A 22,436-nucleotide genomic window follows, 5' to 3' on the forward strand; every position below is an offset into this window, starting at 1 on the left:
CTCAAATAGCAGAATTTAACGCAAAAAAATTGAATTATGAAAAAATACACCTGTCCCATGCATCCCCAGATATTGAAGGACGAACCGGGGAAATGTCCACTTTGCGGAATGAACTTAATTCCCTTGGGAGGAACCGCCCGACCTGAAAAAGACGAACACAGCCATCATCATCAGAATCATGATCATCACTCAGAATCTGATAGTTCAGCGGCGGGATTTGACAAACATGCAGGTCATCATACTCCGGATTTTCTAAAAAGATTCTGGATCTCTTTGGCACTTACCGTTCCGGTCCTTCTGCTTTCTCATATGATTCAGCAGTGGCTCGGTTTCACAATTGCTTTTAACGGTGATAAATATGTACTTCTGGTTTTGGGAAGCATTATTTATTTCTACGGTGGGATGCCTTTCTTCAAAGGATTTTTCGGCGAAGTGAAGGCCGGCGCCATTGGAATGATGACGCTCGTTGCTTTGGCAATTACTGTAGCTTATGTCTATTCCGTTGCAGTCGTATTCGGGCTGCCGGGCATGGATTTCTTCTGGGAACTTGCCACCTTAATTGTGATCATGCTTCTGGGGCACTGGCTCGAGATGCGTTCGCAGATGGCTGCTTCAAAAGCGTTGCAATCTCTAGTTGCCTTACTACCAAATGACGTAACCGTCGAGCAGAACGGAAGTCCGGTTAAAATAAAACTGGAACAGCTGAAAAACGGAGATACTGTAATCATAAGACCGGGCGAAAAAGTCGCCGCTGACGGTCTGATTGTCGAGGGCAGTTCCTATTTAAATGAAAGCATGCTGACCGGAGAAAGTGTTCCTGTAAGAAAAGAGTCCGGTGGAAAGGTTATCGCAGGGTCTATCAATGGAGACGGGGCTTTAAAGATAAAAGCAACAGGGGTTGGAAAGGATTCGTACCTCAATAAGGTCATTAATTTGGTTCAGGATGCGCAGGCAGCAAAGTCGAACACTCAGAATCTGGCGGATAAAGTAGCCAAATGGCTTACTATAGTAGCAATTGTGGTGGGAGTAGGAACTTTCGCTTACTGGTACATCACCATGGGAGATTTGGCTTTTGCTCTGGAACGGATGGTAACGGTAATGGTAACGGCCTGTCCTCATGCTTTAGGAGTGGCAATCCCTCTGGTGGTGGCCATTTCCACTACACTTTCAGCGACAAATGGTTTACTCATCAGAAACCGCACGGCTTTTGAAACCACCAGAAAATTATCGACCATTATTTTCGATAAAACCGGCACCCTTACGAAAGGTTCCCACACTGTGCAGAAAATCATTCCTCTAACGGAACACTATTCGGAAAACGATTTACTCCAGTATGCAGCAGCAGTGCAGCAGAACTCCGAACATCACATTGCAAAAGGAATCATGCAGACCCTTTCCGAGAAAAAACTGGAGCTATGGAAGTCAGACAGTTTCCGCTACATGCAGGGAATTGGAGTGACAGGAATCGTAAACGGTAAATCGGTTGTCGCGGCTGGTCCTAATTATTTTGTTCAAAACAATAAACAGGTACCTGCCATTCCGGAAGAAATCAACCAGGATGCAGAAACAGTGAACTTTATTTTGATTGATGACGTGCCCGTGGGTATTGTTTCTTTAGCAGATACCATTCGCGAAGGCGCAAAAGAAGCTATTGACCAACTTCGAAGCATGAACATTAAATCATTCCTGCTTACAGGTGATAACGAAAAGGTAGCGGCGGCGGTGTCAAAGCAGTTAGGAATGGACGGATATTTGGCAAATGTACTTCCGCACCACAAACAGGAAAAAGTAAAAGAATTTCAGGATAAAGGAGAAATCGTTGCCATGACAGGTGACGGCGTAAATGATGCACCGGCTTTGGCAGCAGCAGATGTAGGCATTGCAGTTGGCAGCGGAACTGATGTTGCTGCCGAAACCGCAGATATTATTCTGGTCAACAGTGACCCTCGAGACGTGGTGAAAATGATAGATTTTGGAAAGAAAACCTACAGCAAGATGATCCAGAATCTCGTATGGGCAGTGGGCTACAACATCGTGGCTATTCCACTTGCTGCGGGTGTTCTGTATCCTACATTTGTCCTGAGTCCCGCCATGGGCGCAGTGCTGATGAGTGTCAGTACCATCGTGGTCGCACTTAATGCAAGTTTGTTAAAAATTAAATAATCACAGGATGAAATATATATTTTCGCTCTTCCTATTTATGGCAATGTCCATAAACAGTTATTCACAGAGCACCAAAACCGTGTACACCTGCCCGATGCATCCACAGGTCGTGAAATCAGCACCCGGTAACTGCCCCATTTGCGGTATGACCTTGGTGAAGAAAACCGTTACTGAGAAAAAAACGGCGGCCAAATCCGCGCCCGCTCCTAAAAAGGCCACCGCAGTTAAAAAAACTACGATTCAGAAACCTGAAGTGACCCCTGCAAAAACAAAGACAAAAGCGGAAGTTAAAAAACCGGTGATGCCAAAGACTAAAGCAGTACCGAAAGATCCAACAAGCGTCAAAACGCCGGAACATTCAACAACTGCTCCCCATCCGCATGAAGCAGCGCAAAAGATGTACACCTGTCCGATGCACCCTGAGGTGGTTTCGGACAAACCCGGAAAGTGTCCCAAGTGCGGTATGAATCTGGTCCCTCAAAAAGGAAAGAAGGAAGATCATTCTGCACATGGAAACATGCAGATGCATAGTGAACACAAAATGGTCATGCCGATGCCTGAAAAGCACCTAAAAGGCGGACGCAAAGTGACCTACCATCTTTATGTGAAAGACACCCTGGTAAATTTCGCGGGCAAACAGAAACGCGCCATTGCCGTAAACGGGCAGATTCCGATGCCAAAGCTGGAGTTTTATGAGGGCGATACGGCGGAAGTGATTGTCCATAATTTAATGGACGAAGAAACTTCTCTGCACTGGCACGGTCTTCATCTTCCAAATAAAGAAGATGGGGTTCCCTGGCTTACCCAGAAACCCATTCCACCACATTCAACCTACGCGTATTCGTTTCCGATCATCCAAAACGGAACCCACTGGTATCACTCACATACTGGCCTGCAGGAGCAGATTGGAATGTATGGGATGATGATTCTGAAAAAACGTCCCGAAGATCCTACTTTCCGGCCGGGGATTGATGATTTGCCCACGGAGCAGCTTATCCTGAGCGAGTGGACAAACCTGAACCCCAATAATGTTCAGCGGATGCTCCGCAATGCGAACGACTGGTTCGCAATCAAGAAGGGCGCTACGCAGAGCTATTCTGAAGCCATAAAACAGGGACATTTCAAAACCAAGCTTACCAATGAGTGGAAGCGCATGCTGGCCATGGATGTGAGCGACGTTTACTATGACGCATTTCTGGTTAACGGGAAAACCGAAAGCCAGCTGGCAGGATACAAAGCCGGTGACAAAGTTCGGCTTCAAATCGCCAACGGCGGTGCTTCCTCCTATTTCTGGCTCAATTATGCCGGAGGAAAAATAAAAGTAGTGGCCAGTGATGGATTGGATATTGAACCGGTCGAAGTGGATCGCCTGATCCTGGCGGTTTCCGAAACAGTGGATATCGTAGTGGAAATTCCTGAAAAAAACACTTCATACGAACTCCTTGTTACACCCGAAGACCGCACAAAATCTGCGTCAGTGTTTATTGGAGAAGGAGCTACGAAATCCCATGATCCATTACCCAAACTCAAATACTTTGAAGGGATGAAGATGATGAACGACATGATGAAGATGAACGGTGACATGAAAGATATGGGCATGAAGATGAGTTATCAGACGATGGATATGAATCAGGTGATGTACCCCGAAATTATTGCTGAAAATCATGCAGAAATGACCATGAATAAGATGGAAAGTAGTGATGCAGAAATGGATCACTCAAAACACCAGATGCCTGCTTCCGGGATTACCACATTGAATTATGGGATGATGAAATCGCCTTATGACACTTCGCTTCCGAAAGACAGTCCCGTGCGCGATCTGAAGTTTACCCTTACGGGAAACATGAACCGCTACGTGTGGAGTATGGACGATAAAGTTCTGGCAGAATCTGACAAAATATTGGTAAAAAAAGGCGAAATTCTCCGCATTACCCTATTCAATAACTCAATGATGCGTCACCCGATGCACCTGCACGGTTTTGATTTTCGGGTACTCAACAAAAATGGCCTTCAGGCACCCCTCAAAAATGTGTTGGATATTATGCCGATGGAAACTAATGTCATCGAATTTGAAGCTAAAACGGATGGGGACTGGTTTTTCCACTGTCACATCCTCTATCACATGATGGCGGGGATGAACCGTGTTTTTGCTGTTGGTGATTATCAGAATCCTTTGCTGCCCGATAAAGCTTCAGCTTACAAAAAGCTCCAGCGCGAAAGTAACATGTGGCACCTTATGGCCGAAAACGATTTCGCCACCAATGGTAACGACGGGATGGCGAGAATTTCAAATGCCCGCTGGGAATTGGGAACAGAATGGCGTTTAGGTTACAATCCCCATCACGGCTACGAGGTGGAAACCCAACTCGGCAGGTATGTGGACCGTATGCAGTGGCTGAAACCATTTATCGGATTTAACTACCATTATAGAAAGATTGACAGGAATAATATCGAAAAAAACCTTTTTGGACAGGCATCTACTAAAGATGAAAGAAAAACTTTCAGCGCTGGTATCATGTATAAACTCCCGATGTTGGTGGACCTGCAGGCAGAAATATTTACAGACGGAATTGTAAGGTTCCAGCTGAAACGTGAAGACATTCCGTTGACTGCGCGTTTGCGCGGGGCATTCATGGTCAATACCGACAAAGAATATATGGCAGGTCTTAAATATATCGTCACAAAAAATATCGGAATCTCAACCCACTACGACAGCGATATGAGCTGGGGTGCAGGGATTACACTGAACTATTAAAGGAGTTTTTAGTGTGTCAATTTTAAAGAGTGCAGCTGCCAAATAAAGACCGGTTGCACTCTTTTTTACAGCGTATAACGACCGCCGGAACCACAGATTCTCATGAGGCAAACAATACCAGCCTACAACCTGAGGAATCATTGCAGTAATATAAGCTAAGACATAAGTTCAAGTAAATATATTTTTATTAAATTAGCACCGTGAAAATTTTTTCCTTTTTTCTTTCCTTATTCTTCATGGTACTCACGATGGTACCATGCAGCGATGCTGCGAAAGGTTTAGGCGAAAAAGTTTGTTTGGCAGAAAACGTTCATTTAGAGCAAGGTCAGGATCAGCATGCTGATCTTTGTACGCCTTTCTGCGTTTGCAACTGTTGTGGAATGTCAATGACTGTCATGCTGCTGAAAAAATTACTCCCTGAGAAGATTGCTCTTTTAATTAAAGACACTCTTCCTGAAAAGAATTACAGTTACGCGATTCTACATGTTGTCAATATCTGGCAACCGCCTCAATTAGGTTAGTATTATTAAATAAAATTTACGGTTTTGCTTTTCTGCGAACGCGTACTTTTTATTATCTAAATTTTACTTTAATCTAATTTTCTTTATCAATGCTAAATAAAATCATTGAATTCTCCATCAATAATAAATTGGTGATCGGAATTTTCACTATTGCGCTCATTATTTGGGGCGTCATGTCCCTTCGAACCCTTCCTATAGATGCCGTACCAGATATTACAAATAATCAGGTACAGGTAATAACATTAAGTCCATCACTGGCAACACAGGAAATAGAACAGTTTATTTCTTATCCTATAGAACAGACAATGTCTACTATTCCTGAAATTAAGGAAGTGCGATCTATTTCCCGCTTTGGTTTATCTGTTGTAACCATTATTTTTCATGATGACATAGATATTTACTGGGCACGCCAGCAAGTCTCTGAACGGCTTCCTGAAGCAAAAAGTTCCATTCCTGCAGGACTTGGTAATCCTGAAATGGCACCGGTTTCTACTGGTTTAGGTGAAATTTACCAATATACGGTGCATGCTAAACCCGGCTTTGAAGATAAATACGATGCTGTCAAACTGCGAACAATTCAGGATTGGATCATTAGAAAACAATTATTAGGTACGCCGGGAATTGCAGAAGTAAATAGTTTTGGAGGTCTTTTGAAACAATATGAAATTGCTTTAAACATTAATCAACTAAGAAGTTACAATTTATCTATTTCTGATATTTTCACAGCACTGGAAAAAAACAATCAGAATACCGGTGGTTCATATATTGATAAAAAACCCAATGCCTATTTTATCAGAAGCCAGGGCTTGATCACAAGTCTTGGAGATATTGAAAGGATTGTAGTTAAAAATTCGGAGAGTGGTCTGCCTATTACCATCAGAGATGTTGCAAAAGTTCAGTTTGGGACTGCTACCCGATACGGTGCACTTACCAGAAATGACAAAGAAGCGGTCGGCGGAATTGTAATGCTATTAAAAGATAATAATGCTTCTGAAGTAGTTGGACGAGTAAAGGATAAAATAGACCAAATACGGAAAACTTTACCTGACGGTGTAGAGATAGAACCCTTTCTGGACAGAAGTGAATTTGTAGACAGAGCCATGAGTACGGTGCAAAAAAACTTAATAGAAGGGGCGTTAATTGTAATATTGGTTTTAGTTCTTTTTCTCGGGAATATTCGTTCAGGCTTAATTGTGGCTTCGGTTATACCTTTAGCAATGCTATTTGCCGTAGCATTGATGAAAGTTTTTGGCGTATCTGGAAACTTGATGAGTCTTGGGGCGATCGATTTTGGACTTATTGTGGATGGTGCTGTAATTATCGTGGAAGCAACCATGCACCACATGAGGAAGTTGAAAACAGGAAAAATTTCGCAGGCAGAAATGGATATTCAGGTTTCCGGTTCTGCAAAAAAAATGATGAACTCCGCTGCGTTTGGGCAACTAATTATTTTAATTGTCTATTTACCAATATTGGCTTTGGTAGGAATTGAAGGTAAAATGTTTCGCCCGATGGCACAAACGGTTTCCTTTGCAATATTTGGGGCATTAATTCTTTCGCTTACTTATGTGCCGATGATCAGTTCACTTCTATTGAGTAAAAATATTACCCATAAAAAGAACTTTTCTGATAAAATGATGGAAAAATTTCAGCGTATTTATGATCCGTTGATTAATGGTGCACTGCGATTTAAAAAAACTGTTTTGATTGTTGCAATTACGCTTCTCGGATTGTCAGCAGTTATTTTCAATTCTCTTGGTGGTGAGTTTCTACCAACGCTGGAGGAAGGAGATTTCGCAGTAGAAACAAGATTATTAGTAGGAAGTTCGTTGGACCAGACTATAGATAAAATAGAGCAGGCATCCAGCCTATTAATGAAGACGTATCCCGAAGTAAAAGAGGTGATTGGTAAAATCGGTGCATCAGAAATACCTACGGACCCAATGCCCATTGAGGCTGCGGATATTACCATTTTATTAAAACCTAAAAAAGACTGGACAAGTGCAGATACCCGAGAGGAATTGACGGAGAAAATGCAGAAAACTTTAGAGCAGGTTCCGGGTGTTACTTTCGGTTTTTCGCAACCAATCCAACTGCGTACCAATGAATTAATTTCAGGAGTGAGACAGGATGTGGGTATCAAAATTTTTGGCGACGATTTAGAAACGCTTTCAGATTTAGCAAAAAAAATAGGGGCGTTAATTCCCTCAGTTGATGGTGCGGAAGATCTGTATGTAGAACAAGTAAGTGGTTTACCGCAAATTTCCATCAAATTGAATCGGGATAATATAGCCCGATATGGGTTAAATGTTGAAGAAATAAATAATGCGATAAATACCGCATTTGCTGGAGGTGTAGCCGGAACGGTATTCGAAGGAGAAAAACGTTTTGATTTGGTCGTTCGGTTAGAACAAGGCGAACGCCAAAGCATAGAGGATGTGAAGAGACTCTTTGTTACTGCAAGTAATGGAAACCAGGTTCCGTTGGAGCAGGTTGCAGATGTAAGTTACCAGTTGGCACCTAACCAAATACAGCGTGAAGATGCCAAAAGAAGAATTATCGTTGGCTTTAATGTTCGCGGTAGAGATATTGCCTCTGTAGTAAAAGACGTTCAGGCAAAAATTGACGAAAAAGTAAAAATGCCGACTGGCTATTTTATAACGTATGGTGGACAGTTTAAAAATTTGGAAGAAGCCAACAAAAGACTGTCTATAGCCGTGCCGATTGCATTGGGATTAATTCTTTTGCTGCTATATTTTGCGTTTGGCTCCTTAAAATATTCACTGCTAATTTTCACAGCAATCCCGATGTCTGCCATAGGTGGCATATTTGCACTTTGGTTAAGAGGTTTACCTTTTAGTATTTCCGCTGGTGTAGGCTTTATTGCTTTGTTTGGTGTGGCTGTTTTAAATGGAATCGTATTAATAACAGAGTTTAATCAACTTAAAAAACAAGGAATGAAAGATATTAAGCAAAGAATTCTCGCAGGTACTGCTATAAGATTAAGACCGGTTTTAATGACTGCTACCGTTGCATCATTAGGATTTTTACCGATGGCATTGGCAACCGGAGCAGGAGGAGAAGTACAAAAACCATTAGCAACAGTTGTTATAGGTGGTTTGTTCACCGCAACATTTCTTACACTTGTACTTTTGCCGGTACTTTACTCTTATGTGGAGAATATAAAACCTTCCCGACGTAAGTTGAAAAATACAAAAATTGCAGGATCAGCAACGATTATTCTTTTGTTTTTACTCTCAGGTTTTAATAATGGAGTTAAAGGTCAAATTACGACAAATTCATCTTCATCTTTAGGGACGATAGATTTGAATTCAGCAATTTCTGCTTCCCTGGAATCCAATCCAAACACAAGGGTTGCAAAATTAGGAGAGGAATACCAGTCTGCATTAAAAGGTTCTGTGAGAGATTATGGCAAAACAAATATCAATCTCACTTTTGGTCAATATAACAGTCTTATTGCTTATGATAATAATATTACCATAAGCCAAAATATTCCGAATCCGGTTTATTTGAAAAGATTAACAGAACTGGCAGACGCCAACATAAACGCGTCCAAAATGCAGGCAGGAATTTATAAAAATCAGATCACTTATCAGGTAAAAAGTATTTATTATAGTTTACTCTACAGAAAAGAACAAAGAACATTAAATGAGGAATTAATCGCGCTTTATGAGAAAATACTTCGTGCTGCCGACATAAGATTTCAGACTGGTGAAACAAATATTTTAGAAAAATACAATGCCAATACCAGATTGCAGGAAGCGATTTCTCAAAAATTGCAGACGGAAGAATATATAAAAATTCATCTGGAGCAATTGAAAAGGTATACCGGAAATCAAACCATCGAAGATATTATGGAAACAACGCTTATCGAAAAGTTTTTAGATGTATCACCACAGAGCGCAATTTTTAATAATAATCCAGACTTGCTTGCTTTGAAAAGCCAGATAGAAGTCGCTAAAGAAGAAATCAGAGTTGAAAAAAGCAGGTTACTTCCCGATTTTAGCGTCGGTTATTTTAACCAATCGTTGGTAGGTAATTTCGAGAAAAATGGAGTTTCGAAGTTTTACGGAGTAGGAAAAAGATTTCAGGGTGTAGAATTGGGAATTAGCATACCCATTTTTGCAAAAGCGCAAAAAGCAAAAATCAAAGCCGCAGAAATTAACCAGCAAATACAGGAAGCAAAAGTAGATGCATTTTCTTTCAGTCTTTCTCAACGGGGTTCTACACTGCTTTCGGACCTAAAACGGTTGCAAATCCAGATCAATTTTTATAGGGAAACAGCATTGCCACAGGCAAAGTTGCTTATTACAAAATCACAGCGTGCCTTTGAGGTTGGAGAAATGGATTATTACCAGGTTAGTCAATCCATAAACAACGCCGTGGAAGTCCAAAAACAATACATCGAAAGTTTAAATCAATATAATCAAACAGCCATCGAACTGGAATTAATTTCTGGTTTATAATAAATAATTAAAGTTCCAAAATCATGAGTAAATCAAAATATTTATATATCATCGTCTTAAGTTTTATGTTGTCAGCCTGTAATTCCGATAAAAAGGAAGAAACAGCAGTCACGGCAAATGTAGAAGTTCCGCACGATGCAAACAGCGTAGAATTTAGTGAAGCGCAGTACAAAAGTGTGGGAATGGAATTGGGAAATATAACCAATACTAATCTTTCCAATTATATCAAAGCCTCTGGAGCTATTGAAGTTCCACCGCAAAATCTGACCAGTATCACCTCTTCTTTTGGAGGTCATGTAAAATCCATGAACGTAATCGAAGGAAAATATATTGGAAAAGGAACCGTGGTGGCAACGATAGAAAATCCTGAATTTCTACAGATACAGCAGGATTACATGGAAAGCAATAGTCAGATGTCTTATTTAAGACAGGATCTTACACGCCAAAAAGAACTGGTAAAAGAAAATATTGCAGCCAGAAAATCTTTACAGCGGGCGCAAAGTGAGTATAATAGTATGTCTGCACGAGTTGCCGGATTACGGGCAAGACTTCAGGTTGCGAACATCAATCCTGCTTCTGTTGCAAGAGGTAACATATCTTCGCGCGCCAACATTTATGCACCACAAAGCGGATACGTAACAAAAGTATATACCAATATTGGAAAATATGTTGGAACTAATGAGGTTGTCGCAGATATTGCAAATACAGGTAATATGATGGTAAAAGTGCAGGTTTTTGAAAAAGATGTTGCAAAAATAAAAGTTGGTCAAATTATTCGATTTCAGGCTACTGGTGACGCCGAGGAAAAAACTGCTAAAGTTTATCTGATAGGGAAAGATATACACGGAGACAGAACTGTAGATGTTTTGGCAAGAATTCAGAATGTATCTCAAAATCTGTTGCCGGGAATGTTTGTAAATGCGATTATAGAACTTGGATCTGTGGAAACACCAGCATTGCCAGATGCGGCAATTGTAGGTTCCGGAGGTAAGAATTTTATTTTTATTTTAGAAAAAACTTTAGAAAAAACTAAAGATAAAGATGGGAAGGAAAAAGAAAAACAATATATCTTTAGGAAGGTAGAAGTGCAAACCGGTGTAAGCGAAAATGGTTTTACTGCGGTTACTTTGCCTGCAAAATTTAATGAATCCGATAAAGTAGTTTTAAAAGGGGCATATGACCTGCTTTCTAAAATGAATAATATGGAGGAAGAGGAGTAATCTTGGGATAATTTTAAAACCTTAAAACCTATTTACAAACCATTTGTTTCCATAAAAAGTTGCCAAAACTAGCATCAAAATATTTTTATGATTTCAATTTATTTATACGCCTTAATTCCAGTTGTTTCCATTTTATTGGGCGGGATTACCGGATTATTTAAAAAACCAAACGCGGGTTTTCGGAGTTCTGTGTTGCATTTTGCGGGCGGAGTGGTTTTTTCAGTTGTTGCAGTGGAACTTCTGCCGGATATTATTAAAAATCACAGGCCTATTGAAGTGGGAATTGGTTTCGGACTGGGCATCGCGACGATGTTGGCTGTAAAATATTTTTCAGAAAAATTTCAAAAAAACGCTGAAAAATCGGCAGTAAAAAATTCTTTGCCGATGGGACTTCTGGTGGCATTGGCCATCGATTTACTAATAGATGGCGTGCTTCTCGGCGTTGGTTTTGCGGCTGGAAGCACCGAAGGAATTCTGCTTTCCATCGCTTTGGCTCTCGAAATTTTTTCTCTGGGATTAGCAGTAGTTTTGGCTTGTATGGATTTAAATTTTTCAAAACAAAAAAGCCTGACTATTTTATTAGTTTTGGGTGCCTGCTTCTTTGTCGGAGCCGTTTTAGGAATTACATTATTAGCAGGATTATCACAGGAATGGCTGGAATTGGTGCTGTCTTTCGGTCTCGCTGCTTTATTATTTTTGGTAACTGAAGAATTATTGAAAGAAGCGCACGAAGAAAAAGAAACACTTTTGCAGACGAGTATGTTTTTTGTAGGATTTTTAATATTTCTACTGGTAGGAATGGTAGTTTAAATTAATTAAGATTAAAAAAATAAGCATAATCGTAAAGTTCAAAAAATGAATTTTAATTTAAAATTTTTAGGTTCAAAAATTAAACTTGATAAATTATTATAATAAGATACAAACGATATATTCAAAAATTAAAATATAAAAAATGGCAAAAAAGAAATTAAACTTAAGGGATATTGGAACGGAAAAACATGCCGGAGAGCATTCCCACGATGCTGGACATAATCACGATAATACGGACAAAACAACGTTACAAATGTTTTTGCCCGCCATTATATCATTCACATTATTAATAATTGCTATTGCTTTAGATAATTGGATTACCCAAAATTGGTTTAATGGATGGGTAAGGATTGCCTGGTATGTTGCAGCGTATATTCCCGTGGGATTACCAGTTTTAAGAGATGCGTTTGATAGTATAAGAAAAAGTGATTTCTTTTCAGAATTTTTTTTGATGAGTATCGCTACGATTGGTGCGTTCGCCATTGGAGAATTTCCTGAAGGTGTAGCAGTGATGCTTTTCTATGCTGTGGGTGAAGTTTTTCAAACACTTGCAGTACAGAGAGCAAAAACTAATATAAAAACACTATTAGACCAAAGACCAGATGAAGTTACCGTTGTTAAAGATAATCAATCAACAACTGTAAAAGCGGAATCTGTAGAGATTGGCGACATAATCCAACTAAAATCTGGCGAAAAGTTGGGTTTAGACGGCGAGTTATTATCTGAAAAAGGGTCTTTTAATACAGCGGCACTCACAGGAGAAAGCAAACCAGATTCTAAAGAAAAAGGCGAAATAGTTTTAGCAGGAATGATCAATCTGAACACCGTGGTTCAGGTGAAAGTAACTACCGCATACAAGGATAGTAAACTTTCCAAAATATTAGAATTGGTGCAAAATGCAACTTCACAAAAAGCACCCACAGAATTATTTATTAGAAAATTTGCAAAAATCTACACGCCCATCGTTGTATTATTGGCAATTCTCATTACAATTATTCCATTCTTTTTCGTACAGGATTACACCTTCAGTAAGTGGTTGTATAGAGCACTTGTTTTCTTGGTAATCAGTTGTCCGTGTGCTTTGGTAATTAGTATTCCATTAGGTTATTTTGGTGGAATTGGTGCGGCAAGTAAAAACGGAATCTTGTTTAAAGGAAGTAACTTTTTAGATGTTATTTCTACCATAAAAAATGTGGTGATGGACAAAACGGGAACCATGACGGAAGGGGTCTTCAAAGTACAGTCAGTTAACATGCAGCCCGAACTCGACAAAGATTTAATTCTTAGGATGGTAAATGTTATTGAAAATTCATCCACTCATCCCGTCGCGACGGCCATTCATGAACACCTCGGAGAGCCTGATCACAATGTTGTAATCAACAACATCGAAGAGATTGCCGGGCATGGTTTGAAAGGGGATTATCAGGGAAAACAGTTACTCGTGGGGAACTTCAAACTCATGGATAAATTCGGTATCCAGTACGATATTAACCCTGATGATATAGTAGAAACCTTGATTGCCATTGCATATGAAGGAAAATTTGCAGGATACATTACCATTGCCGACAGCATCAAGGAAGATGCAGCGGAAACAGTAAAGAAACTGAAGAGTTTAGGAGTAAAAGTGACCATGTTGAGCGGCGATAAATCAACCGTGGTGAAAGCGGTCGCCGAAAAACTGGGTATTCAAAATGCCTTTGGCGACTTGTTGCCGGAGGATAAAGTGAATAAAGTCAAAGAAATAAAATCGCGCAACGAAACCGTGGCCTTTGTCGGAGACGGGGTTAATGATGCACCCGTAGTGGCATTAAGCGATGTGGGAATAGCGATGGGCGGTCTAGGTAGCGACGCAACCATTGAAACGGCAGACGTCGTTATTCAGGACGACAAACCATCAAAAATCCCGATGGCCATTAATATCGGTAAGCAGACTAAAAAGATTGTGTGGCAGAATATTGCTTTGGCCTTTGGAGTAAAAGCCATCGTTCTCGTTTTAGGTGCTGGTGGTTTAGCAACAATGTGGGAAGCAGTCTTTGCAGATGTTGGCGTAGCCCTTCTTGCCATATTAAATGCAGTGAGGATCCAGAAAATGAAATTCTAAATAAAGCGGGCTTCGGTCCGTTTTTTTTTGTTCCCGGGTTAAAAATTAAAGGGTTGCGTATCGTCCCCCTCACGCCAGCGGCATATAATCAAAAAGGTTCCTTCCAATTTAAGAGCAACTATTCTCGGTACCCATTCACTGGACGCAGAAAAAATGGTACAGAAATCTAATCATTGATCACGTAAATTATTCGATAAAATACTTTTTCTCCGCGGAATGATATAGCAGCATTATTCACTTTCGCCACAGCCCACAGCAATATTCCTATGTGCCGACGGACATACCACCATGACGATTGCTTACCAGATTTTCTTCCATGGTCTGCATGAGACACCATTACAAAGAGGTCGTTTTTATACTAAAATTACCCAAATTCAAACTTGTGAATTTAGATTTATTTCGCATTGTCACGTTGCTAAAAGATTAGCATCAAGTTTTTATATATCACCCCAAATGACATTTATAGAGGAAATTCCGCAGGCTGTTGCCAGGCGTCAGTAATTAATGTTGTGCTGGTTTGGATCTGAGTCTGTTTAGTCCCCACTTCTAAAATCAGGGACTAAATTAGTGATTGTTTAATGGTTTATACGATGCCTTATGGTTTTATGAAATTCTGTAACTTACTTACTGTCAGCAAAATGATGACTTATATTGCTTTATTGGTTTGAATAATACTCCCTGTGGGTCTGCAAAGGAGTTACTTTCTGAAACAAAAAACCATCTCAAACTAAGCGTTAGAGGTGGTTTTTTCATTAGTAGGTGTTTCAGATGATTTATTTCGTTTCACGTTTAGTGTCAAATTACGGATCAAAAACAAAATCTGCGGATTTTGATTTTTAGGCATAGATTTTCGTTTGCTTCGCAAAACCTCATACAAAACTCACAATGCCGCAAAGCATCTCTTTAGTTGACGTGCGACTTTAAAACCTCAGTAAGTTTTGATTTACTAACAGGATGAATGTTTTCTAAATTGAGGGTATCGACTTTGCCATTCGTATCGGTAATAACAACGGCACTCGGACCGTAATCAATTGACTTGATTTGAGCGAATTTCTTTTTTAACCCTGAAGGACTGTTGATTTTCGCCGCAAATCCGCTCGAATTCCATTGAAATACATTTTTGAAAAAATAGACTCTCAGCAAATAAAGCAGGATTGAGAGATAAGTAAATATGGGAAACAATTTTCGAAACAGTACGTTTCCAATATCCAGTTTATGCAATACCGAAAAAGCATCCACGAGCACGCAAATTCCTAAAAACACAAGGAATAATAGATTCGTTTTTGAGTCTAGCTTTTGAAAACTTATTTTCTTCATGAGAGTAAAAACCTGGTTTAATCCTCTTAGCACCCCATCGGGGCCGTTGAGCAACAGGGCATTAAAGATAATAAATAATTTCAATAATAAATCGTGTTTCAGCTTGTTTTGAACTGGAACAGAATTTCGTTCTAGTGCCATTGGATTTCATCCAGGACGATGCTTCGAACATGACCCGCCCCTTTATAAATCTTCATTTCTAAATGGAAAATCGGAAGCTTGAATGCAGCGGTGCGGCCCTCTCGGATAAAGGACTCTTCATTCAAGTTCTTGCAAAGTGTACTGTCTAGGTAGATTTCCACTTTATGGACGAGGTCTTTTAAAAAGTCAGCTCCATGAACACGGCGCTGAGAAGGTTTAAAGGCGCCCATTTAATTCAAAAACCGCCTCGTGCCAAAGGTCTATAGTCCAAACTCCGCCGGTGAGACCAGGGCAAATCCGCGAAGAAAAAAAGACAATCCCAACTTAAATATCACCCTGCTTCTTTTTAAACACAAAGGCGCTTACCAGTAGGGTCAGATTCACCAGAACGGCGAATCCATTGGAAAGAATGATGGGCCATTCCTGTTTTAATATCCCGTACCAGACCCAGAGTGAGAGCCCCGTAATTAAGACCCCAAGGGTTAATAAGGAAAGATCTTGCGCATTCTTCTCTTTAAGCACTTTAATGAGTTGAGGCAGCATGGCCACCGAGGTCAAAACACCGGCCACGGTACCGATAAGTGTTTCATCCATGGGATATCGGTTTTTGATTTAACGCTTCGCGCTCGGCGTGCGAGACCTCGTAGCTCGCCTCTCGTAGCGCCTGTATTTTTCCTACGGGCCTAAGGACTTCGTGGCTTTCAAAGGGATTAAACGAGAGGTTTTCCAAATCCGGACCCCCGGAATTCAACACCCCGGAGCATGCTAGTTCGCCAATACAGACCCATGGGGAATTTTTCCACATGCGGTTTAGAAAATTTACGGGCTGGCTTTGCGTATCGAAAGCAAATTGAACTAGTAGTTCTGCCTTGTAGCCCTGGCCATTAGCCATATAAGCTTCCACAGACTGGTCTACGCGCTCTAAAGACTTGCCTTTTTCGCCCTTAGGCTGTAGCTTATACTTGACCATCGCGTCCCCAAAGCGGTAGGCTCCGACCGAATGGTATTCAAAGTCCAAACTAAAGCGCTCTTTGGTTCGATACAGTTTAAGCACTTGCTCCATAAACGAAACGTTCAGACTGCTCTTAAGAACATGGGGCAAAGCGCCCAAAATAGGTAAACTGCTCTTGACTTTAGAAAAAAGCCCCCCAGTAAAAAAGGTATTTATAAGAATAAAGAGATTTAAAAAGCTTTTCACGCTGACCATGGGAAATAACGGAAAATTCACCAGCGGAAGATTTAGTACGCTTCGGCTGTGATCCGACAGACGAAGCGACACTCCAAAGAGCGGAAGACCCCGACGCGGACTCACTATTTTCAAGTGCGGATGCGAGAGGCGCACAAGGGCGTGGTAAGACTCAAGATTAAAGAGCTCATTCCCCGCCTCATTAGGGAGGAACGTTCCTTCTAAAAAACTGTAGGTGGTGGCATGGGCACCCCGAGTGGCGTAGCCCTTCGGGTTTTCAACTTTCGAATGGCGAACAAAATTTTTCACGGCCTTTAAAGCCTGTTGCAAAAGGGAAATTTCTACAGCGGATAACTGACTGTAGGTCTGAGAGTAAGGAAGTTTTTCTTTCATAGGGCCTAGGTTTATCGTTAACGTTCTTGCTCGGTGGCATCGCGACCAAACTTGAAATACGGGGTAAGCGGATGTGTTCTTTTCTTCAAGAAAAGCGAAGCCATTTCCATTCCTATGACAGAGAACGTGATTCCGTTTCCTCCGAAACCGAGAACAAAATAAGAATGTGGAAACCTAGGATGGGTTCCAATGTACGGTAGGCCGTCTTTCGTTTCTCCAAAAGTACCCGCCCACACAAAATCAGTGTAAAACTCATACGTGGGCCATAGTTTTTGGAATTCACGTTTTAAGGCCATTTCCTTCGAATTGAGTTGGGCATCTCTCTTCATTGCGTCTTGGAACTCTTCGTCTGCTCCCCCTACGAGGAGCCTTCCGTCATCCGTAGTTCGAAAATACAAATAGGGATCTGCAGTGTTCCAAAATAAGGTAGTGCTTAAAGGTTTTATAGGTTGTACATTCACTTCCGATACCATCGCATAAGTACTCTTTAGGTCCACAAATTTTTCTTCTATAAAGCTCTGTGTTTCATAGCCTGTGCAGTATAAGATACGGTTTGCGTTAATTTCAATTCCGTCTCCACATTTGGCAATCACATGGTTTTTACAATCTTTAACCTCTTTCAGTTCGGTCCGGTCAAAGACCTTTAACCCTCTTGAAGAATTGTACCTTAGAAGCTCATGGGCAAGCCGATAGGCATCCACGCTAGCCCCTTGGGAGCTAAGAATTCCGCCGTAAGCTTTTTCAAAGCCATATCGTTTTTGAATCTCTTCTTTTTCTAGCCATCTTACATTGAACCCTGCTTCTTTCCGGGACTCAAATTCTCTCTTAAGTCCGACCTCTTGCTTTTTAAGCGCGGCATAATAAAGCGAGTTTTTCTTTGTAAACCCAGCTTTGGAATTAATCTCCTTGGTAACTTCCTCTAGTGTATCAATCGCTTGCGCGCAGGCCTTGTAACTAGCTTCAGCTCCCTTTTTTCCAATTTTTTCAATGAGTTCGCACAGAGGGACATCGATCTCGTACTGTAGAAGAGAGGTGGTAGCAGAAGAACTGCCATGCACGACTTCACGCTTATCAATAAGAACAGTGGAATAGCCGTCTTTTATCATTTGATGAGAAAGTAAACTTCCCGTAATGCCTCCACCTACGATGAGTACATCGCAAGCAATCGATTTTTTAAGAGAAGGATAAGAAGAAACCAGTCCATTTTTTACTAGCCAAAAAGGTTCATTTGATTTGAGATCCATAGAGTTACACTTACGTAAATAATTCAACTATCGAAGGTATTTATTCCCCGGTGTAAGAACTTACACAATTTGCTTAATGTTTTACATGACCGGAATTTTTCTTTCAAAGTACAAGTAGTGGAATGATTTTGTCATTCTTACTACGTGAACTCTAAAGCAATAAACCCATGCAAGCATTCGATTCATTGAAAGGAAAAACAGTCGTGATTACAGGCGCTTCCAGCGGAATTGGGAGAGCTGCCGCAGAAGCTTTTGCACTCCAAGGCGCTCGAATTGTTCTTGCGGCTAGAGGAGAAAGCGCCCTAAACGAAACCCTGCAACTCATGCGAGATTTGGGGGCGAGCGCGTTAAGCGTTCCCACCGATCTAACACAAAGGGATCAGATAGAGAACTTAATTCAAAAAGCGCTTCAATTTAATGCCCGAATTGACATTTGGATCAACAATGCGGGCGTGATGGCCACGGGCCATTTGGAAGACATGCCGTCAGAGGCATTGGATCAAATTATTAAAACAAACCTCTTGTCTGCGCTCCATAGCGCCAAAGCTCTACTTCCAATCTTTAAAGCTCAAAACGAGGGTGTACTGATAACCAACATCTCGGTTTCTGGTCACATGCCTATTCCCTACGCGACCGCCTACAGTGCATCCAAATTTGGACTCAGAGGTATGATGGAGGCGCTCGAATCAGAAGTATCCGATTATCCCAACATTCACTTGGTATCACTTTACCCAGGGATGCAGCGCTCCACAGGAAATATGCACAGTGCAAAGTATTCAGGGTTTGATATGAAAGTACCACCCTTCTCTTTTGACCCTAGAGTGCTCGCCAACCAAATGGTTACGCTCGCGAAGTATCCAAAAAGAGCGGCAACAACCGATTGGTCCTCTTTATTTTTACAATCCGCCTACAGCCTGTTTCCAAAAACCATGATGAAATCCGGCTCGTGGGTTCTTAGAAAACTAATGGACAAAGACGGCGCCCAAACCAATGGGAATCTTTTTGTTCCTTCCCGTGCTCCCCATAGAATTTACGGGGAAACGATGCTACCTCCCCCATCTAAAAAAACCAAAAAAATTCTTCTAGCCGGAGGCTTGCTTTCGCTAGCTTATGCCGTATTTGCATTTTCGAGAGGAAAATAATTCAGAACTCTTAAAATTTCTGATAAGGTCAATCAAAAGCAGTAAAGGATCAAATAGGACATTAAAGCAGCTATTTCATAGTTGCTGCTCCTGGGAGACCCTTGTTTTCGCTCACTTCCTCTTTTTCATAAACAAAATTAGGTAGTATTTATTTAGACTTATTAAAAATAATTAATACTTTTGCAGCACGATCTACCAATCTATGCAGTCAAAAGTTCCCCTTTTTCGTTCTTCTCTTTTCAAATGGGTACCCTTACTTTTTGTTTTGATTCCAAGCCTTGGCTTTGCGCAATTACTAGAAGGCGTCGTTTTGGATAAGGAAAACCGAGTTCCCCTTACCAACGTTCGAATTCAAATTGAAAACACGCAGACTTGGACCCTCACCGATCGCCATGGACTGTTTCGTATCAAGTACCAACCTGGCGAAACGCTTGTCTTTAATCGAAGCAATCTCATTTCCATTCAAAAGACGTATTCACAAATTCCCACGACAAAGGTCGCAATTGAAATGGATCGTCTCTCCACTCGAATTGCAGAGGTGACCATTTCACAAAAGAAAAAACAATACTCTGAAATTGAGATTCGGGAAGAAGCTCTAAAAAACATACAAGCCTTTTCTGTAAACGAAGTTCTCGAACAGCTTCCCGGTCAAAAACTCATGAACTTAAATCTGAACGAGTTTAAACCCATAGCCTTTCGAACCGTAACCCCTACCACGGTCAGCAACGAAGGCTTTGGAAACAAATCGTTTGGAACCTCTGTGGTGATCGATGGGATTCCCCTCTCGAACAATGAGAATATGCAAACCTATAACTCGACATACTCTAGTCTCTTCTCACCAAACTCTATTGGTTTTGGAGTCGCAGGAGGAAACAATGGTTATTTTTCCAATGCAAACTACGGAGTCGATCTTAGAGAAATCTCCACGGACAATATTGAAAAAATTGAAGTGATCCAAGGAGTCGCTTCGGCTCGCTATGGAGATCTTACCTCCGGGGTGATTGCCATCACTCAAAAGAAAGGAGAAACACCGCTTCGTGCCTATGGCGCATTTCGAGATGGAACGCAGGAATACAATCTTAGCAAAGGGTTTAAGCTGAGTGAAAAAGCTGGATTTTTGAACGTAAATGTAAACTACTTGGATTCGAACACCAATCCCAGAACCAAGTTTAATGTTTACCAAAGACTTACCACCAATGCCATCTGGTCGTGGAACAGCCCAAACCGCCGACTTTTAAATACCTTTTCAGTTTCGTATTCTAGCAACCTTGACGATGCAAACTTTGAACAGGAGGATACTTCGATGAAAATAACATCGAATAAGAAACGGGATCTTCGCCTATCCAACACGCTCAAATGGCGCTTTGAAAACTCCTTTTTTGACAATTTAAATTTTAGAGCAAGTTACTCCAGTGGGTATCAGTTCTCACACGATTCTCAACTCGTCAACATTGGAGGAGAAGTCGTGGGAACCTCAACAAAAGAAGGGGTCTATCAAGGGTACTACACCCCTGTGAGCTATCGACAAACGAAAGAAGTGGAAGGAAAGCCTATTCACTTATACAGTGCACTGGATCTTGGAAAGAAATTCCAGACCGGCAAATGGAATCATAATACGTCACTTGGGATTGACTTTTCCTTGAGCGACAACAAAGGTCAGGGACGACTGGGCTCTCCAGAAACCATGCAGAATCAATTTGCAAACGGAGCGGGAGGCGGTGGAATTGCTTTTAGACCCTATAATTTTGGAGACAACGTAAAAGCAGAATCCCAAGTGGGACTCTACGTAGAAGACAATATCTACCGCAAATTCGACTCCGTTCTTTTCAACTTATCGGTCGGACTAAGAGCCGATTACCAAAATGAAAATTTCTTACTTGCACCTCGTATCAATACGTATGTGATTTACAACAACTTTAAACTTAGGGGCGCCTTCGGGATTTCTTCCAAATCTCCTTCGCTTAATATGATCTACACAGGGCCTAGAGTCTTTGACGTCGTGCTTGGCGATGTGAGACTGCCCGGCTATTACAACGTAAGTGTGGTTCAAACTTATATTGACCAGGCGGACAACAAAAATTTAAAACCCTCACGTGGGATCCGTAGTGAAATTGGAGCCGACTATAAGTTCCCCTTTGGGAACCTTGCAATCACTGCGTTCTACAACCAACTTAAAGATGGGTTTACCTCGGAGCGCTACGCAACCAAAAGAGATTTAGCGGAAATTGAATTTCAATACCAAGGCACGCAAGAGCCCACTTACTCGGTTGTAGGCTACAGCGATTACTATTATCTGCAAAACAAAGCCTCTAACAATCTAGAGTCCACCGACAAAGGTCTGGAACTCCTTTCTTCTTTAAACCGATTGTTTTTCAACCATCTAAGCTTAGACATTCAAGCTTCCTACACCGTGACCAAAAGCAACTCGCACACGGATTCCTTTTACGAAACCACTCTTCCGCTTGCAAACGAAGTGTATGGACTTTACAAAGCCTATGAAACAACGCACGATCAAGTTCTACTTGGAGGGGCCTTAAATTATAGGATTCCAAAAGCAGGGCTTATTTTCACGTTAAGGAGTCAGCATTATCTTGTGGATGGAAACTCTTTTGTAAACCCAAACAAACCCTACGCTTACCTGGATCGAAACTTGGTAAAAGTACTCCTAACTCCGGAGCAAATTGAAGACCCCACTCAATTTGCACATATAAAATCCGGGAATCAAAACGAAGTAGAAAACAAACTCGATAAAGTCTACCATAATCTTAATCTAAAGATTACGAAAGAATTTGCAAATGGCTTTCGACTCTCTTTTTACGGCAATAATTTTCTGGATTTAAAACAAACGGCTCTCGTATATGAAAGCGGACAATGGGTTCGTAGACTCAAAACGGGCCTTCTAGATTTAAGTTTCGGAGCGAAAATAGAATATGAATTTTAATCCTTAATCCCCTAT

The 22,436-nt window shown here is 41.1% G+C and carries 14 protein-coding genes; 9 read left to right on the forward strand and 5 right to left on the reverse strand.

Annotated features, from left to right (window positions below; genetic code table 11):
- The first annotated feature begins 36 nt into the window (after positions 1-36).
- From AC3IRX_RS05495 to AC3IRX_RS05525, 7 genes are all read left to right on the forward strand, one after another.
- Positions 37-2,163, forward strand: coding sequence for a heavy metal translocating P-type ATPase (locus AC3IRX_RS05495; protein ID WP_489211457.1), 2,127 nt, complete (start codon positions 37-39; stop codon positions 2,161-2,163).
- Between the two features lie 7 nt (positions 2,164-2,170).
- On the forward strand, positions 2,171-4,918 hold the full coding sequence (locus AC3IRX_RS05500; protein ID WP_489211458.1) for a multicopper oxidase domain-containing protein: 2,748 nt from the start codon (positions 2,171-2,173) through the stop codon (positions 4,916-4,918).
- Positions 4,919-5,118: 200 nt separating this feature from the next.
- Positions 5,119-5,439: a DUF6660 family protein gene (locus tag AC3IRX_RS05505; protein WP_489211459.1), complete on the forward strand. Its 321-nt coding sequence runs from the start codon at positions 5,119-5,121 to the stop codon at positions 5,437-5,439.
- Between the two features lie 89 nt (positions 5,440-5,528).
- The gene (locus AC3IRX_RS05510; protein WP_076387900.1) at positions 5,529-9,926 is read left to right on the forward strand and encodes a CusA/CzcA family heavy metal efflux RND transporter; all 4,398 of its coding nucleotides are present in this window, start codon (positions 5,529-5,531) and stop codon (positions 9,924-9,926) included.
- A 23-nt stretch (positions 9,927-9,949) separates the two neighbouring features.
- Positions 9,950-11,146, forward strand: a complete 1,197-nt coding sequence (locus tag AC3IRX_RS05515; protein ID WP_305519735.1) for an efflux RND transporter periplasmic adaptor subunit — start codon at positions 9,950-9,952, stop codon at positions 11,144-11,146.
- Positions 11,147-11,233: 87 nt separating this feature from the next.
- Entirely contained in the window at positions 11,234-11,956 is a 723-nt protein-coding gene (locus tag AC3IRX_RS05520; RefSeq protein WP_076387896.1) for a ZIP family metal transporter, read from the forward strand.
- A gap of 142 nt (positions 11,957-12,098) precedes the next feature.
- Positions 12,099-14,057 (forward strand): heavy metal translocating P-type ATPase, encoded by a 1,959-nt coding sequence (locus AC3IRX_RS05525; protein WP_489208784.1) that lies wholly within the window; start codon positions 12,099-12,101, stop codon positions 14,055-14,057.
- A gap of 903 nt (positions 14,058-14,960) precedes the next feature.
- On the opposite strand, the gene AC3IRX_RS05530 is transcribed toward AC3IRX_RS05525, so the two are convergent.
- From AC3IRX_RS05530 to AC3IRX_RS05550, 5 genes are all read right to left on the reverse strand, one after another.
- A complete protein-coding gene (locus AC3IRX_RS05530; protein WP_489208786.1) occupies positions 14,961-15,374 on the reverse strand; it encodes a hypothetical protein in 414 nt (137 codons plus the stop codon).
- Between the two features lie 131 nt (positions 15,375-15,505).
- The gene (locus AC3IRX_RS05535) at positions 15,506-15,745 is read right to left on the reverse strand and encodes a hypothetical protein (protein ID WP_489208787.1); all 240 of its coding nucleotides are present in this window, start codon (positions 15,743-15,745) and stop codon (positions 15,506-15,508) included.
- Positions 15,746-15,839: 94 nt separating this feature from the next.
- Positions 15,840-16,109 carry a SemiSWEET transporter gene (locus AC3IRX_RS05540; RefSeq protein ID WP_459083381.1) on the reverse strand — a complete coding sequence of 90 codons (270 nt, stop codon included), beginning with the start codon at positions 16,107-16,109 and terminating at the stop codon, positions 15,840-15,842.
- Positions 16,102-17,094 carry a catalase family protein gene (locus AC3IRX_RS05545; protein ID WP_489208790.1) on the reverse strand — a complete coding sequence of 331 codons (993 nt, stop codon included), beginning with the start codon at positions 17,092-17,094 and terminating at the stop codon, positions 16,102-16,104. The genes AC3IRX_RS05540 and AC3IRX_RS05545 overlap by 8 nt, the downstream gene beginning before the upstream one ends.
- 17 nt (positions 17,095-17,111) lie before the next feature.
- Entirely contained in the window at positions 17,112-18,338 is a 1,227-nt protein-coding gene (locus AC3IRX_RS05550; RefSeq protein ID WP_489208791.1) for an NAD(P)/FAD-dependent oxidoreductase, read from the reverse strand.
- A 167-nt stretch (positions 18,339-18,505) separates the two neighbouring features.
- Here AC3IRX_RS05550 and AC3IRX_RS05555 point away from each other — a divergent pair, with 167 nt between their 5' ends.
- Together AC3IRX_RS05555 and AC3IRX_RS05560 are read left to right on the forward strand one after the other, a co-directional pair.
- On the forward strand, positions 18,506-19,480 hold the full coding sequence (locus AC3IRX_RS05555; RefSeq protein WP_489208793.1) for an SDR family NAD(P)-dependent oxidoreductase: 975 nt from the start codon (positions 18,506-18,508) through the stop codon (positions 19,478-19,480).
- A gap of 202 nt (positions 19,481-19,682) precedes the next feature.
- Positions 19,683-22,421 carry a TonB-dependent receptor plug domain-containing protein gene (locus tag AC3IRX_RS05560; RefSeq protein ID WP_489208796.1) on the forward strand — a complete coding sequence of 913 codons (2,739 nt, stop codon included), beginning with the start codon at positions 19,683-19,685 and terminating at the stop codon, positions 22,419-22,421.
- Positions 22,422-22,436 lie beyond the last annotated feature (15 nt).

The organism is Epilithonimonas sp. KH_059 (genome assembly GCF_057838485.1).